The sequence below is a fragment of the Moheibacter lacus genome, assembly GCF_014042165.1.
Taxonomy (GTDB): domain Bacteria; phylum Bacteroidota; class Bacteroidia; order Flavobacteriales; family Weeksellaceae; genus Moheibacter; species Moheibacter lacus.
On sequence record NZ_JACDZE010000001.1, the window covers coordinates 68,594 to 86,597 of the forward strand.

The following is an 18,004-nucleotide window of genomic DNA, read 5'->3' on the forward strand; positions in this document are numbered from 1 at the left end:
TTAAAATCAAACAATTTTAGGGTTAAAATATAATAATGGCAATCAAAAAATCTGAATTATACAGCTCGCTATGGGCTTCTTGTGACGAATTACGTGGCGGAATGGACGCCTCTCAATATAAAGATTATGTGTTGACGATGCTCTTCGTGAAGTACATTTCTGATAAATACAAAAACGATCCTTTTGGGGCGATTGAAGTGCCTGAGGGCGCATCGTTTGACGATATGGTGGCGTTGATTGGAAATCCTGAAATTGGCGATAAAATTAATAAACAGATTTTAAACCCGATTAAAGAAGCCAACCGGTTGACCGATTTCCCGGATTTTAACGACGAAAGCAAATTAGGAAAAGGAAAAGATTTGGTGGATACGGTGTCGAACTTGATTCGTATTTTCAACGACCAAAGCTTGGATTTTACTAAAAACTCAGCCGAAGGCGATGATATTCTGGGCGATGCTTACGAATTTCTGATGCGTCATTTTGCCACAGAATCGGGTAAATCCAAAGGGCAATTCTATACGCCTGCAGAAGTTTCGCGGGTGTTGGCAAAGGTCATTGGCATCAATGCGAACAATTCATCCAACCAAACCACGGCGTATGACCCTACCTGCGGATCGGGATCGTTGCTCTTAAAAGTGGCCAACGAATCGGGCAAAGACATCACACTGTACGGACAAGAAAAAGAAACCACAACCGCCAATTTGGCCAAGATGAATATGATTTTGCACAATAGCCCAACGGCAGAGATTGTGGCAGATAATACCTTGACCCGTCCGGCCTATAAGGAAGCCGATGGCAGTTTAAAACGTTTCGAATATGTAGTGGCCAATCCTCCGTTTTCGTTGAAAAGCTGGAGCAATGGGGTGAATGTAGAGGCCGACGAATTTGATCGTTTTGCCTTGGGTGTTCCGCCCGAAAAGAACGGCGATTATGCCTTTTTACTGCACATCATCAAATCCTTGAAAAAAACAGGTAAAGGTGCGGTGGTATTGCCACACGGCGTATTGTTCCGTGGAAATGCCGAGGGCGAAATCCGTAAAAACATCTTGAAGAAAGGCTACATCAAAGGCATTATCGGTTTGCCGGCCAACTTATTTTACGGAACGGGCATTCCCGCCTGTATCATTGTGTTGGACAAAGAATATGCCGAGCACCGCAAAGGGATTTTTATGATCGATGCGAGCAAGAATTTTGTAAAAGACGGCAACAAAAATCGTTTGCGTGAGCAAGACATTCGCAAGATAACCGATGTATTTAGTGCACAAGAAGAATTGCCCAGATACAGCCGAATGGTGCCAATGAGTGAAATTGCAGATCCTAAAAACGATTATAACCTGAATATTCCACGCTATATCGATACCCAAGAAGCAGAAGATATACAAGATATTGCGGCGCACTTGCAAGGTGGCATTCCGGAGCGCGATGTAGCGGCTTTGGACGCGTATTGGAAAGTGTACCCCAATTTAAAACAAAGTTTGTTTACGCCTTTGCGTGAGGGCTATGTACAGCTAAATGTCGCCGCAACAGATATTAAATCCACGATTTTTAATCATCCCGAATACCAAGCGTTTGCTACGGCTTTGGCAGATACGTACACAAATTGGTTGCAAACCCAAGCGCAACGTTGGTTGGCAGTCGGCGAAGGCAGCAACCTCAAAGAGTTGATTGCACAAATGAGCGAAGATTTATTGCAAGCTTTTGCCGATAATCCTTTGGTGAGCAATTACGATTTGTACCAACACCTGATGAGTTATTGGCAAGAGGTAATGCAAGACGATTTGTACATTATTTCGTTGGACGGATGGAAAGCCGGAAACGAATGGAACCGTCAAGTGATAAAAGGCAAAACGGGCAAAGATGGCAAAGCCGGCAAAGACAAAGAAGTGGCCGGATTGGCAGGTGTACAAGGCCGATTGATTGCTGCCGAATTGTTGGCAAAGGTGTATTTTGAAGACCTACAAGTGCAAATCAATGCACAAGAACAAGTGATAGAAAGCGCACAAGCAAGCTTGACAGAGATTGAGGAAGAACAAAGCAGCGAAGACGGATTGTTTGCTGATTTGGAAAAGATTAATGCCACCGAAGTAGGAAAACTTTTGAAACAATTACAACCTACCAAAAAGGCAAAAGCTGCTGCGAAACACGAATACGCAATGGTAGCAGAACCGGAAGCGGTTTATGAGACCAAAAGCAGTTTTGATGTATTAGAAGAATACGTAGCCTTAGACATTTCCATTAAAAAAGCCAATGCCGAAATCAAGAAACTGCAAGCGGAATTAGAAAAAGCCGTGATCGAAAAGTACGCTGAGCTGAGCGAAGAAGAAATAAAAGACCTCTTGGTGAACCAAAAATGGACAGCTCATTTGCAAAGTACTTTGGTGCAAGAACAAGACAAAATCTCGCAAGCCTTAACCCAACGCATCAATGCTTTAGCCGAACGTTATGCGACGACCTTAGGCAAGTTGGAAGCTGAAGTTCTCGAAGCCTCCAATAACGTAAAGTCTCACCTTGAAAAAATGGGATGGATATGGTAAAGCAAGGGTATAAACAAACCGAAATTGGGGTAATTCCTGAGGATTGGGAGGTTTACACAGTACGAGATTTAATTACTCTTTTAACTGATTATGATGCTAATGGAAGTTTTTCATCAGTTGCAGAAAACGTTAAATCATATAATTATCCAGAGTACGCTTGGTATGTAAGATCAACAGATTTAGAAAATAAAACTGATTTGTCTAATGTCAAATATGTAGATAAACCTTCATATGACTTTTTGAAGAAAACTTCTTTATTTGGAGGGGAATTATTATTTCTTAAAAGAGGCGATATTGGCAATGTATATCTATTTGAAATGAAAACAAATAGGGCAACTTTAGCTCCTAATTTGTATTTGTTAAAACTAAATGATATTTCATCATCTAAATATTTATATCAATATTTTATCAGCGAAAATGGTCAAAAGCAATTAAAAAGTAAAAATGCAGGTTCAACATTAGGAGCATTATATAAAGATGATGTAAAAGCTATGCTAGTCCCACTTCCCCCATTAGCCGAGCAAGAAGCGATCGCTGCGGCATTGTCGGATGCGGATGCGTGGGTTGAGAGCTTAGAACAACTCATCGCTAAAAAACGCCTCATCAAACAAGGCGCTATGCAAACCTTGCTGACACCAAAAGATGATTGGGAAGTGAAGAAGTTGGGGGAGGTAGCATCGTATAGACGAGGAAGTTTTCCTCAACCATATGGATTAGATAAATGGTATGATGATACTAATGGAATGCCTTTTATTCAAGTTTTTGATGTTGCCAAGAATAGAAAATTAAAAATTGATACTAAAAGAAAAGTTAGTGAGTTAGCTCAGCCAATGAGTGTATTTGTTCCAAAGGGGACTATTGTATTAACTATACAAGGTTCTATTGGACGAATTGCATTAACACAATATGATGCATATTGTGATAGAACTTTGTTGATATTTGAAAAAATAGATAGTAGTTTATATAAATTCTATTTTTTGCTAGCCGTAGAACAAATTTTTGAAATTGAAAAAGAAAAAGCTCCGGGAGGTACAATTAAAACAATTACAAAAGAAGCATTGTCCGATTTTAAAATAACATATCCAAAATCCCTTTCCGAGCAAGAGCGTATTGCAAGGATTTTATCGGATATGGATGCGGAGTTGGAGGCCTTGGAGCAGCAATTAGCGAAAGCGCGGCAAATCAAACAAGGGATGATGCAGGAATTGTTGACCGGGAGAACGAGGTTGGTGTAGATAATTGTAAAAAACTAAATGATAAAATCAAAATGAAACATATCTCCTTACGGTTAGCTTGGCACGATGACGGCTGGAACGGTCACATTTGTAAAAATCCTAGAGCAAATACCCATTGTGTGGGACAACATTCTTATCCGGGCGATTTGATTTCGCAGGCCAGGGATTTAGACTGGGAAGAGCAAGAAAATGTAGCAGGATGTCATTGTTCGGCAATTGACGGTATACCACCTTGTTCTTACAGCATCAATGCTTTTGGAAACGCCGCAATCAAAGGAGAAAGTAATCCGCCTGATTTCTTTAAGGATAATTCCAAAGGCATAGCGTTTGAAATTCCGGCTTCTACAGCCTGTATTTGGCCTTATGAACAGATGTATTCTGACGATATTAAGGCTGATAAAGGTTCATCGCAGACCTATAATTATACGAAAAGATTGGCTGCAGCTAAAAATTTCTTTAAAGAAGTAACACCAAACGAAAGTCTTGTATTTTATTATGCCAACAAAAGCAATCCCTTCAGCGAAGAGGATGATAGAAATTTCGTGTTGGTAGGTATCTCCAGAATTAAAAAAATTGGAGAGGTAATGTATTATGAAAATGTATCTGAAGAAAATAAAAAGAAATATGCAGATGGGTTTGTATGGCAGTTGCCTATCACGTCTAAATTTCCTGACGAAGGATTTGCAATTCCTTACCATAAGTACCGAGACCAACCTGAAATATTAGAAAGGATAACGTACATACCAGAAATTTCAGACAATTTTAAATACGGCACCAAACATATATCTGATGATGATGCTTTGATTTATGTGGAACGTTTAACAGAAATTGTAGATTTTTTGATAAATGTAGATGATACAGAAAATTGGGTAGAACGAAAAACCTGGTTGGTATCCTTGCAAAATGAACTTTGGAAAAAAAGGGGGCCATATCCTGGGCTAAATTCTGCTTTAGAAGCTTTGGAAATGCCAGAATTTATGGATTTCTATAAAGAAGCGGTAGCCAAAAGCGAAGGAATTAAAGCAAAAGAAACTATTTTCAGATATCTCAATGATAAAAAACTTACGGATTTTGTAGATAATTCCATTCATCCAGCTACACTAAAATCTTACCAGAAAAACTGGTATATCAAGTTGGAAAACCAAAATAAGCGAGATTTAATTGAAAATGTACTTTCAAGAATTGATTTGAAAACCAGCCAGATCAAGCTGATATTGGATGATAAAAGGGAACAAAATAATATTTACTCATCTATCGATGCAATCCTTGAAAATCCTTTCATTCTTCAGGAGGAATACATTGGTACTGATGCAAGCGATATCATCAACTTTGAAAAAATAGACCACGCTGTTTTACCTTCTCAGGAGTTGAGTTTGGATATTCTGGTTCCCAAAGATGATAATAGAAGACTGCGTGCTTTGATTATTGATTGTCTCAAAAAAGAGGACGTTCATTCATTCGTAGATCAAGTAACATTGTTAGAAAAAGTCAATCAAAAAATAAGCGTATATCCCGATTGGAAAAACATTCAATTCAATAAAGGATATATTGATTTTGAAAAGGACTTTTTTGAAGAGAAGCTCTTTTTTAGAACAGCGGAGAATATCACTTATGTCTATCTGAAAGACATCTACGAGCAAGAGCGTATAATAGAAAAACAAATTCGAAATTTGGTTGGCCGGTTGCCAATAGATGTGCAAAGACCGTTTAACGAAGCGAAATGGCAAAATGAAATATTCAAAGCGGATTGTAATTTGGATAGAAAAGCTCCAGAAGAATATCGAACTGCTGTTGAAAGTCAGGTTTTGGTATGTAAACAAATTTTTAGAAAGCCTATTAGCATTTTATCGGGTGCAGCAGGCACTGGTAAAACTACAGTAATCAATGCCATTATTAAAGCCATAAAATTCAGTTCAAATAATACTGAAAAGTGTTTGCTTCTAGCGCCTACTGGTAAAGCGTCAGACAGAATGAAAGAAGCAACTGGAGAAGAGGCGAAGACCATTCATCAATTTTTGGCAAGTAAAGGTTGGCTCAATCCTAATTTTACTTTCAAAAAAGAAGGCGGCAAAAAAGAGAGTGATATCACAACCTACATTGTTGATGAAACTTCAATGATTGACTTGACCTTAATGGCAACCTTATTCAAAGCCATTAATTGGGATTATGCCAAGCGCATCATATTTGTGGGAGACCCCAATCAGTTACCACCAATTGGGAAAGGGAAAGTTTTTGCAGAAACTATTGAATTTATCAAAGAGATTGACGAGGAAGCGTACGGTCATTTGCGGGATAATATGCGCCAGATGGAAAATAAGATCGACGGCAAGGGCACAGGCATTATTGATTTGGCTTCTATTTATGTGCAAGAAGATGGACATTCTTTTGAAAGCAAATCTGACACAGAAGATATACTGAAAAAGATAAATGAAAATGGTGAATTAGATCAAGATGTAAAAGTTCTTATTTGGGAAGATAATGTTTCTTTGGAAGAACAACTAATCTCTTCTATAAAAAATGATATGGAAGAGAGCGGAAACGATAATATTATGAATTATCAAGTGGTTTCGCCCTATCGGGGAGAATTATTTGGAACTGAGCACTTAAATAAAGTACTTCAAACAAATCTGAATAGTAAGAATGCTCAAAAAGGACTGCTCGGCGGAATAACCTATTTTGATAAAATTATCCAATTTACAAATCGAGCTGGTTTAAACTCTTACTGGTATAATAATTTCAAAATCGATAAATGGGAACGTGTTGCTGTTTATAATGGAGAAATTGGTCAGGTATGGATGCATCCATTTGACAAAAAATCCTATCATTATTCTACTAACATCAAGAGATTTAATGTTAAATTCAACAGACAGCCCCAATATTATATTGAGTTTAATAACGAAAATCAAGTAGTTGAAAATATCGAATTAGGCTATGCTATTTCAGTTCATAAATCTCAAGGGAGCGAGTTCAGTTATCTATATTTAATTATACCACAATCTAAACAAACGTTACTTTCCACAGAGTTGATCTACACAGGAATTACTCGTGCAAAAACAAAGCTTAGAATTTTTATTGAGAAAGACTTGAGTATTCTTCAGTCGTTAAGAAGACCAGAACGCTCAAAATTAAAATTTATAAATTCTTCCTTATTTGCGTTTAGACCATTGCCGATGGAATTTTCAAATATGGGAGCCTGGTATGAAGAAGGAAAGGTTCAAGCAACTTTAAGTGAATATTTGGTGAGAAGTAAATCTGAAGTGATTATTACCAACCTCCTGGTTACTAATGAAATGACCAGCTTTAAATATGAAACGCTATTGTATGCTCCTGATAAAACATTTTATCTCCCAGATTTTACAATCAATGTCAATGGGAAAACATACTATTGGGAACACGTAGGAATGTTGCATATACCGAAATATAAACAGCGCTGGGAAGAGAAGCAGAAATGGTATGAAAAGCATTTTCCAAATCAATTGTTGGTTACTTACGAAAGTGAAAACCTCACGAAAGAAGCCCAGAGAATAATTGACGAGATAAAAAGAAATTAGATTATAAATATGGTTCAATGAAAATAAAAGATATCCAACAATATAGAGAAGTTTTCAAAAATGTTATACGTAATGTGCCAGATCGCAATGAAAATTTTATTGGGAATTATTATTATGACGAAGTACAACAGAAAAGGATAAGAGGATGGTTTGATCTGTATTTTGGCCAAGCGGATGGTAATTCGACCGCCCAAAAAGGTGTTGAAAATAAACTGATTTCTTTCTTGGATATGGCAAGGGATGGCCAAGCTATTTATGAATTTTTACAAAATGCAGTAGATGCTGGTGCTTCCAAATTCTTAATGTTTTATAAAACCGATCCTGATACTAATGAAGATTATTTATTGGTCATTAACAATGGGGAAATGTTTACTACGGAAAGCATCATTTCTATTTTAAACATTGGTTCTTCTACCAAAACAAATAACTCTGAAAAAATCGGTCAATTTGGTATAGGATTTAAACTTGCGCATCGATTGGTTGGGAAAGACAATGCTATTGCAGAACTCTTGAATGATTTAAATGGTCCTATTCTGTATAGTTGGAAAAACAATGAAATTGCAAACTTACAAACGCCACTATCGGTCGAGGAATTTAAATATTCTTTTGATGACAAGAGCCACAAATTAACAGTTCAGGACGAGAATTCTTGGCTTTTCAAAATCCTTCTTACTACTTTTCCTTGTGCTTATAATGAAAAGCCTGTGATATGGGATGGTGAGGTAGTTTCAGAACCACCCTTCTCTGAAAAAGATTTAAATTTTTTACAGGGATGGCTTAATGAAGAAAGCTTACAACTACATCTTAAAAACGACTTCGAACAAGGCGCTCTTTTCTTGATGAAACTAGGTGAAGGTAAATTAAAAGAGATTAAGGATGAACCTAATCTCAAAGAAGGTGTTCGCTTTTCACTTGCGATTTTAAAAGAAACATCAGGAAATGGAAAAGGGCTATCTACTGCCGTAATCAATGAGGAGAAGGTGTATCATCCTGAATTAGATTTCCATAAAATCACCATCCCAAAAGAAGATAAAGATCAATATGCTTATGTTCGATTTGGGAAACCTTATGATGAATTAGACCAACATCAAATCAATGAACTAGCTAATGAAAGTGCTATTCAAATTTTGTTTGGTTTCAAAAATTATAATGAAATTGCTGATTTTTTTAAAGGCTCACCAAGTTTTTATCTTTATTTTCCTGTAAGCCAAGAGGTTCACAATTTTAATTATATTTTTCATTCAAACGCTTTGTACAAAGGTTCCAGCAGGGTCTTTTTACAAGCTGGTGGAGGTAAAGGACTTAATGAGCGACTGTTTGAAAAGACTGTCGAGCTTTTGGAAAAAGATTTACGAAAATTATTTAATGAGGATCTTAAAAAGTTCAAAAACTTATATAGTGCCTTTTTAACATCTGGAAAAACTCAAAATAATGAAAGTGAGTGGATTACAAATAGCTACACACGCCCAATAGATGAAATGCTTAAACGCATTGTTCCAGTAAAAAAGGCTGAAGGGGAATTATTGTTATTAGACAGTACATCAACCCGCAGCCCAATTTACTTGATCGATACCGAAATCGGAATTCTGGAAGATCAGTATTATTTCCTGTTTGACAAGGCTGAACTTTCTCTGGAATATTCCTTTAAGGCAATTGATAAATTGAATTTAAAATCATACAACATCTATGATATACTAAATATTGAAAATATAAGTAATCGTCTGAATCATTGGATTGATCATGATGAAGATAAGGCTAAACTGTTTTATAAAGAACTTACAGAGAATCAAAATACGCATCGTCCTAATTCTCTTACTGATGTTCAGAAGGCAAATCTTGTAAAAATTAAGTGGATTCAATTATCAGATGATAAAACATTTAGCACAATTCAAGAAATAGAAAAAAACACGCCTGTTTTTTTATTGTCTAAGACGCTGTACTCAGTAAAGGAAATTTTCCACAAACTAAATCTCTCTACAAGTAAATATGATTTAAGTGCTTTTATTGATAAATATAGGGGTAACTTTCAACAAAATGAACTGCGCCAGTTTACGTACAGTACACTGACTTCTATGTTTAGCGAGCAAGTTGAAACAAACGATTTAGACCAATTAGATAATAATGAACGATTTGCTTTATTCGAGGCTTTCAGAACTTTGGATGATAATCCTGGAGGAAGATTAAGCTTATTAAAATTATACAAAAATAGACTAGGCAACTACCAACCTTTAGGTCGATTAGCAAATGTTCAAGGCGGATTGTTAGGGTTGTTCTCAATTGACACTTCCCAGTTAACTGGAATTGATAGTAGGATTTTACAAAACTATTTAAAAGTTGATGGGACTGTACTTTATGAAAAGATTTATTATCCTCAATGGAAGGATTTATTGGAGTATGTCATTACTAACACAGGTAGTATCACACCTTCTAAAATCGTATCCGAAATCAATTATGCTTTTAATCATTCAAACTGGTCTGAGAAAGAGACACATTTACTATCCTCACACCAAGTTGTAATATGCAATGGTAAAGTTTTAGAAACGAGTAATATTCTCATTCCGCACAATGGGGAAATCGAAGATTACGGAAAAAAGCAGGAAAGTTTAGAGAAGTTTTATAAAACATATTTACCAGACCAAAAATTCTTAGAGATATTTACCACAAACAGTCCATTTGGATATAAAACAGAATTAAATGACCCTGAACTTCTATTAGAAAATATTTCGGAACAAGATGTGTTTGAAGTATTGAACCTTGCTCGTCAGTTCCAATTAGATTTTTTCGAAGACAACACAATAGAGAAACACAATAATTCTTACAATATCATTTCATCACGCAACAAACAGCAATATTTTTCAGAGGATGATAAAATAATTGATTTGATGGATGATTTGTCTACAACAAAATACGAATTATTACCGAATGCGTTTAGAGAATTTGCCGAAATGGTAAGTACGAGAGGTATAGAGCTTCACAAGTTATTCATCAGTAATAGTAGCATCTATGAAAATAATGGAACTCTTCACAAACTTCTGGAAGTTGCCGTTTCATTTGCTGAAGAATCACGTATAGAATTGTTTGAAAAACTTGAAAAAATTACACTTGACTTTGACGAAGAGGCTGATATAATTAATAAATTGATCCAGTTTATTAATTCAATAAGACGTGTTGATATTGATGAATTGCAGTCTAAAGTTGTTTTATCTAGGGGTACAGATGAAATCGTTTTAAATGTTTTACGCCCATCAATTTCAACGTTAACACTAAATCAACGCGAAATCGATTTTGAAAAAATATTTGGAGCAAAAGATATTGATAACATTGCGACAGATTTTTATAATAAATTTATAGACCGATCAGAAATTGATAAGAAATTTTTTATAAAATTATTAAAACTCGAAAACGTAACTGATAATGGAGAATTAAAAGATGCATTTCTCAATTCCTTAAATGATGGGAACGAAATAGTTACAATTTATCAGTTGTACTATGCGGTATTCTCAGGAGCGTTTTCAAATGATGAACTTGGACAATTTTACTTAATAAATATTGATGGTGAATTTTACAATTTGGATCATTCGTGGATTTTTTCTGAAGATTTTGACACTAATCTTTTCAAAGATGAAAATTTGCTTCACCATTGCTACGCTGAAAATCGTGAGATGCTAACTGAGGTTATTCATTCTGAGAACACTGGTATCAAGTTTTTCAGGATGAATGATGTAGCTGATTATTCGATTCTAAATGCTGAAGTAGATTACGTCCTTAGCCAGAAACTTGATTTTTTATACGATGTTCATAGTAAAACGCTTTTGCAAGATCGTGTAATAAATTATATAGAAATAAATGAATTTTTAGGTATGACTTCCTATAATAAAATTATTTCGGAAGTTTTCGAACAAGAAAATAATCTATCTCGGGAATTACTTGATTGGTATGCCGGTGATTTAAGTAAAAAAACTTTTCTTGAAGAATTGGGTTACAAATTTGATGATAACCCTGCCATTTTGTTTTTGAACGCTTTAGTACTTAATAATGAAAATTTTTCGGAGTTCAACATTAACGTATTTGAAAAAGATGATATTGAGCTCATTGTCGATTATTTATATCAAAATGAGATTTCATTTAGTTTAAGCAATAGGACTTTGATTAATAAGATGGTCGAACTAATTAAGATTTATTGGAGCTATCAACAAAATAGAATTTTATGCTATTTAGATGGATCAAAGCTTGGTGTTGAGAGCTCAGAGGAACTCTATGATTTTGATTATAATATTATTGATCAGATTTTAAGTAATTCTAATAGTGAAATCTTGACTCAATTTTTTAAAAAATACACAATACCTTATAAAGAAATTGCAGATTTATTTGGTGATGAAGAATTAAATATAGTTGAATTAAACTTTGAAATTATTCAAGATAGGTCAAATCATTTGAACGAATATTTTTATCACGAATGGAAAAAGAGCGTAAAAAATATCAATATATACAAAGGAGATTTTTTAGTTTACAATATGTATGCTGAAATTGATGGTGAAGATGTGTGCCTATGCGAGATTAGTTATCAAGATGATTTTTGGTTAAATGCTAATGGAAATCAGTTAGCATTATACTACACAACCAACAAGTCTCTAAAATCTTTGGTAGATCATTTTACTTCAGATGATTATGATGAATATGAAAGTTACAATTTGAGAATTTCTCTTAAAAACTTGGAAGAGCTTTATAATTCCTTTAATGCGACAATCTCAGAAGTTCTAGAAAATACAGATATAGAAGAAATCAAAGGATATTTTCAATCACAGATCGAGAAAGAGGAACGTAGAGTCCATCGGGAAGCAATTACATCTGAAATTAGAGAGACAGCCAAGTATTCAAAATCGTGGTTTATAAAATACTTGGAGTACCTCAATACAGTTACAGAGAAAAACAGCTCGCAAGATTTGCAGTTTTTAAGATTTAGTAAAATCGAGAAAACAGATAAGCCTAATTTCTACAAACTATCTGGTTGCAGTGGTGCAATACCTGAGAACATTGACGAATCTACTAACGTAAATATTAAAATAATTTCAGCCAGTCAAAGGCAATCTTATAGTATCCAAAATATTTCGCAGAAGAATCAAACAGTACTAATACAACTTAACCAAATTTTACCCGATACTTTGGTTGACAATTTTTTCGTAGGAGAAATCACCTATTCTCCAACAATTGATTTATTAGGACGATTGACAAATGCTTTTCATTATTTAGAAGATTGGGAAGATATAAATGCGAAGTTTCCTCCAATTCAGTATATTTATGGTCCACCTGGAACCGGGAAAACTACTTCACTTAAAAATAAAATTATCGGCTTAACAAACGACAATCCCAATGTAAAGATTCTTGTTCTGACTCCAACCAATAAGGCTTGTGATGTATTAGCCGAAAAGCTTTATGAAGAAAATTATGATAGCTTTATACGTTTATCTTCTCAGACATCCACAGCATTGCCGGAAGAAGTATATACGAATGATTTGAATGATGTTTCACTAGAAAATTTAAATGTGCTTATTTCTACGATTCATAGACATTCTTACTTCAAAGTAAATACTGATCATTCTCAGTTCTATTTATACAATTATGAAGAATGGGATTATGTTATTATCGACGAAGCGTCTATGATTAATCTGCCATATATAACATTTAGTTCCTTAATTAGCCTACAAAACAACCCCAATTGTAAGGTAATTATAGCAGGTGATCCAAAACAAATTCCCCCCGTACCAGAATTGAAAGATGCAGAAAGAGAAGAAATAGGAGTAGAAACGGAGAATATCTATTCAATGTTTGGACTTAAAAGCTTTGATAAAGAAACTCAAAAATCTGAAATAAGAGATATTGATAAGGTTGATAATTTAGACATACAATATCGTTCATTGCCTGAAATCGGTAATTTATTTAGTAATTTTTCTTATGAAGGTAAAGTAAGTTCAAATCGATCGTTGGATTCTAAAAGAGCATTACCTAAGCAATTACAAAATCTGTTGTCCGATTCAATTACATTTTTAGATGTTCCGCTGGAAAGAGATAACCAGCTTTTTAGTGTCAATAAATTGATTCACAGTTCATACCATCTTTATTCAGGTTTGTTGGTTTACGAATTGATTCGATTTTTTGATAAACATAATAATGATGAAAAGCAGTGGACGATTGGAATTATTTCACCTTACAAAGCACAAGCTGTTCTAGTCAGTCGATTAGTCGTAGATTTAAAATTAAAAACTAATATTCGTGTCTACGCTGATACTGTTCACGGCTTCCAAGGCGATGAGTGTGATATCGTGTTTTTTATATGTAACCCGAGTAGCTATCAATCAAAACCACACGATAAATCTTTACTGGCTAATGATTTTATTTATAACGTCGCTATTAGTAGGGCTAAGGATTATTTGGTAATCGTAAATCCGTTTGAAAAGCAGACCGAAAATAAATTCTTAAACCGATTGAAAACTATACATTCCAGTTTTACACAGAAAAATGTTGTAATTCAAAAGTCGAAAAGTTTTGAAAATTTAATTTTCAGTAATAAAAATTTCTTGGATGAAAACACATTTATAACAAGGCACGACGATGTAAATGTATATACTTCGGATGTCTATAGGTATTATATTAAAAAAAATGAGATTTCTATTGATTTTCAAATAACAAAAGCTTAATATTTTTTATTATTAAGGCCTATCTTAGTTTAGGGAAATAACTAAAAAAAGAATTATGATTAACCCAATCGAACGCAATACCCAAAATCGTATCATTCAATTGTTTCAAGAGCAATTGGAGTACACCTATTATGGCAATTGGGAGAAGCGTGAACATAATAGTAACGTAGAGGCGGATATTTTAAAAAAGAATCTATTAAAACGTGGGTATTCGGAAACTTTAGCCAATAAAGCGGTGAAGGAATTGACGGATTTGGCAATGACCAGCGCAGGGAATGTGTACCATCGTAATAAAACCTTATATGAAACTATTCGCTATGGTGTGAAAGCCCGACCCGAATTGGGTGAACAATTTGATACTATTTTTCCGATTGATTGGAAAGACTGGCGAAACAACGATTTTGGCATTGCAGAAGAGGTGACCTTAACCAAGGGTCAGCACGTTCGTCGCCCCGATATTGTGTTGTATGTAAATGGGATTGCATTAGGTGTTTTGGAGTTGAAACGTGGGACAACAGATATTGCCGAATCGGTAAATCAATCGATATCAAATCAGAAAGAACATTTTAACGAGTGGTTTTATTCGACTGTTCAATTTATATTGGCCGGGAATAATACCCAAGGATTAAAATACGGAACCATCGAAACGCCTGCCAAATATTTTTTAAGTTGGAAAGAAGATGAACACGACAATACAGCGTATAAATTAGATAAATACCTGAAAAAATTGTGCGCTAAGGAGCGTTTCCTAGATATTATCTATAACGCTGTGGTGTTTGATGCGGGGGTGAAAAAATTACCTCGACCACATCAGTATTTTGCCTTGAAAGCCTCGCAAGAATTTATACGCCGGAAAGAAGGCGGCATCATTTGGCATACCCAAGGATCGGGCAAATCGTTGATGATGGTGATGTTGGGGAAATGGATATTGGAAAATGTACCCAATTCGCGATTGGTGATATTGACCGATAGAACCGAGTTGGATGGCCAAATTGAGCGGGTGTTTAACGACGTGGGCGAAACTGACATTGCCAAAACCCGTTCGGGAAAGGAATTGATGCAATTTTTGCAAGCCTCTAAACCTCGATTGATTTGTTCCTTGATTCATAAATTCGGAAATAAATCCGAAACCGATTTCGATGCGTTTTTAAAAGAATTACAAGAAAATCCGGTACAAACCCAAGGCGAAATTTTTGTTTTTATAGACGAAGCCCACCGTACGCAAGGGGGTAAACTCAATCAAATTATGAAAGCGGTATTGCAAAACGCCGTTTTCATCGGATTTACAGGAACTCCTTTGTTGAAGCAAGATAAAAAAACAACGATGGATGTTTTTGGGCGATACATTCATACGTATAAATTTAATGAAGCGGTTGAGGACGGTGTCGTGAAAGATTTGATGTACGAAGGACGTTCTATTGAACAGCGATTAACCTCTCAAACAAAAGTCGATCAGTGGTTTGATTCGAAAACAGCTGGATTAAATGATTTCCAAAAAAATGAGCTGAAAAAGAAATGGGGAACGATGCAAAATGTGTTGAGCTCAAAGAGTCGAATGGAAATGATTGTGTCGGATATCTTGTTGGATTTCTCTACCAAGCCCCGGTTGAAATCGCAAATGGGAAATGCAATTTTGGTGGCATCAAGCATTTACGAAGCGTGTAAATATTACAACTTGTTTTTACAAACCGAATTAAAAAACAAATGCGCAATTATCACTTCTTATAATCCCAATGCAAGAGATATTTCATTGGAAGATACGGGCGCAGATAACGAAACCGATAAGGAATATATCTACAATACCTATGTAGAATTATTGAAGAATGTAAGTGTCAAAGGCAATAAATCCAAAACAGAAACCTACGAAACCGATTCGAAAGAGCAGTTTAGAAAAGAGCCGGCACGGATGAAGTTATTAATTGTCGTTTCAAAACTATTAACCGGATTTGATGCGCCACCGTGCTCGTATATCTACATCGATAAAAAGATGCAAGATCATACCTTGTTTCAAGCCATTTGTCGCGTGAACCGTCTGGATACCGATGATAAAGATTATGGCTATATCGTAGATTACATGGAATTATTTGGCAATGTAACCGATGCCATTAATGTATATACTTCAGAGTTAGATTCGGAAGGTTTTTCGAAAGAAGAGGTCGAAATTCATATCAAAGACCGTTTGAAGATAGCCAAAGATAGATTGTGGACAGCGATGGAAACCGTAGAAAGCATTTGCGAAAATGTCGCTTTGCCTAAATCACAATTGGATTATATTCATTATTTCTGTGGCAATACAGAAAATGAAGACGATCTAAAGGCTAATGAATACAAACGTATGGCATTGTACAAAGCCATTGTAGAATATATCCGCGCCTATGCGAATCTGAAAGCTGATTTTTCGGAGGCTGGATTTACGGAAAAAGAAATCAACACGTTCCATCAGAAATTAGATGATTATTTGAATCTAAGAGAAGTCATCCGCATTGCCAGTGGAGAAACCATTGACTTGAAAGCCTATGAAGCCGATATGCGTTTCTTGATTGATACCTACATTAAAGCAGAAGAATCGGAAACGATTAGTCCTTTTGAAGATATTTCCTTGTTGGATTTGTTAGAAACCAATATGGAAAAAGCCATAGATTCATTGCCCAAGGGCGTCAAAGGGAATAAAGAAGCTGTTGCGGAAACGATTGAGAATAATGTACGAAGTAAAATTGTAGAAGAACATCTGTTAGACCCAAAATACTTTGATCAGATGTCTGTTTTATTGCAGGAATTGATTGAACGCAGAAAACAAGAATCTATCAATTATCAACAGTATTTAGTAGAAATGGCGGAACTGATTCGTCAAGTCAATAAAGGCAAAACAGATGACGTTCCCTCGTCATTAAACACCAAAGGTAAAGTCGCTTTATATCACACGTTGGATAATGATGAGACTTTAGCCTTAGCTTGTGAAGAGGCTGTTCAATATGCCAAACAAGAAGGTTTTCGAGAAAATATTGCCAAGCAGAAATTGCTGAAGAAAGCCATATTTAACGTGGTAAATGACGTGAACAAAGTAAACGAAATATACAAAGTTATCGAGGCTCATAAAGACGAATATTGATGCGAAAGGAACAATTGAAGATTGGGCAGGTGGATATAGAGGTAACTTTCAAGCCGATAAAAAATTTGCATCTGAGCGTGCATCCGCCAAAAGGGCACGTCACTATTGCTTCACCCGAATTTTATGATTTGGAGAAAGTGAAAATTTATGCAGCAACAAAATTAGCTTGGATAAAAAGAGAACAACGCAAATTTAAAGAGCAACCTCGCGAAGAACCTCGATTGTATGTCAACCGGGAAAGTCATTATTTATTTGGTGAGCGCTATTTGTTAAAATTAATAGGGGCTACAAAAAATAAGGTGCAACCTGAGGGAAAGAATCTTACGATTTACACCAAAAACACGAATGACAAGGCTTTATTAGAAAAACAATTGTACGCTTACTATCGAAATGAATTACGAGGACGATTGCAAGTAATGATTGAAAAGTATGCAAAACAAATGGATATTGAGGTGCCTGCTTTTAAAATTCGTAAGATGAAAACCAAGTGGGGCAGCTGTGCAACAGATCATTCACGGATCTGGTTTAATATTGAGCTAGCTAAAAAACCATTGGACTGCATTGAGTATATTGTCGTACACGAATTAGTTCATTTATTAGAACGAAATCACAACAAGCGTTTTATTGCGTTGATGGATCAATTCTTACCCAATTGGCGATTGCAAAAAAAAATATTGAATGAGCTGCCTTTATCAGCAAATTAATCCTTTCCTTTGATAAAATCCACCCAATTCCTCCCTTCACTCTTGGGCGTAAAGAATTGGGTTTGAAATAGAGCAAATAATAAATCCCAAATCTAAAATCATCAATCTCAAATCCTAAATTTAATTTCCCCATCTACCCTCAAAATCTCTATCTTTGTGTCCCAAGAAACTATACG

Annotated in this window: 6 protein-coding genes; all 6 read left to right on the forward strand. The window is 35.4% G+C overall.

What is annotated here, in order from left to right; translation table 11 throughout:
* The first annotated feature begins 35 nt into the window (after positions 1–35).
* From HU137_RS00365 to HU137_RS00390, 6 genes are read left to right on the forward strand one after another with little or no spacing between them, the layout of a single operon-like run.
* The gene (locus HU137_RS00365; RefSeq protein WP_182041830.1) at positions 36–2,534 is read left to right on the forward strand and encodes a type I restriction-modification system subunit M; all 2,499 of its coding nucleotides are present in this window, start codon (positions 36–38) and stop codon (positions 2,532–2,534) included.
* A complete protein-coding gene (locus tag HU137_RS12905; protein ID WP_220457163.1) occupies positions 2,528–3,769 on the forward strand; it encodes a restriction endonuclease subunit S in 1,242 nt (413 codons plus the stop codon). The genes HU137_RS00365 and HU137_RS12905 overlap by 7 nt, the downstream gene beginning before the upstream one ends.
* 32 nt (positions 3,770–3,801) lie before the next feature.
* On the forward strand, positions 3,802–7,320 hold the full coding sequence (locus HU137_RS00375; protein ID WP_182041831.1) for an AAA family ATPase: 3,519 nt from the start codon (positions 3,802–3,804) through the stop codon (positions 7,318–7,320).
* A gap of 17 nt (positions 7,321–7,337) precedes the next feature.
* Complete coding sequence (locus HU137_RS00380; protein ID WP_182041832.1) at positions 7,338–14,015, forward strand: AAA domain-containing protein; 6,678 nt, start codon at positions 7,338–7,340, stop codon at positions 14,013–14,015.
* A 55-nt stretch (positions 14,016–14,070) separates the two neighbouring features.
* Positions 14,071–17,124, forward strand: a complete 3,054-nt coding sequence (locus tag HU137_RS00385) for a type I restriction endonuclease subunit R (protein ID WP_182041833.1) — start codon at positions 14,071–14,073, stop codon at positions 17,122–17,124.
* The gene (locus tag HU137_RS00390) at positions 17,124–17,828 is read left to right on the forward strand and encodes a M48 family metallopeptidase (RefSeq protein ID WP_182041834.1); all 705 of its coding nucleotides are present in this window, start codon (positions 17,124–17,126) and stop codon (positions 17,826–17,828) included. The genes HU137_RS00385 and HU137_RS00390 overlap by 1 nt, the downstream gene beginning before the upstream one ends.
* The last annotated feature ends 176 nt before the right edge of the window (positions 17,829–18,004 follow it).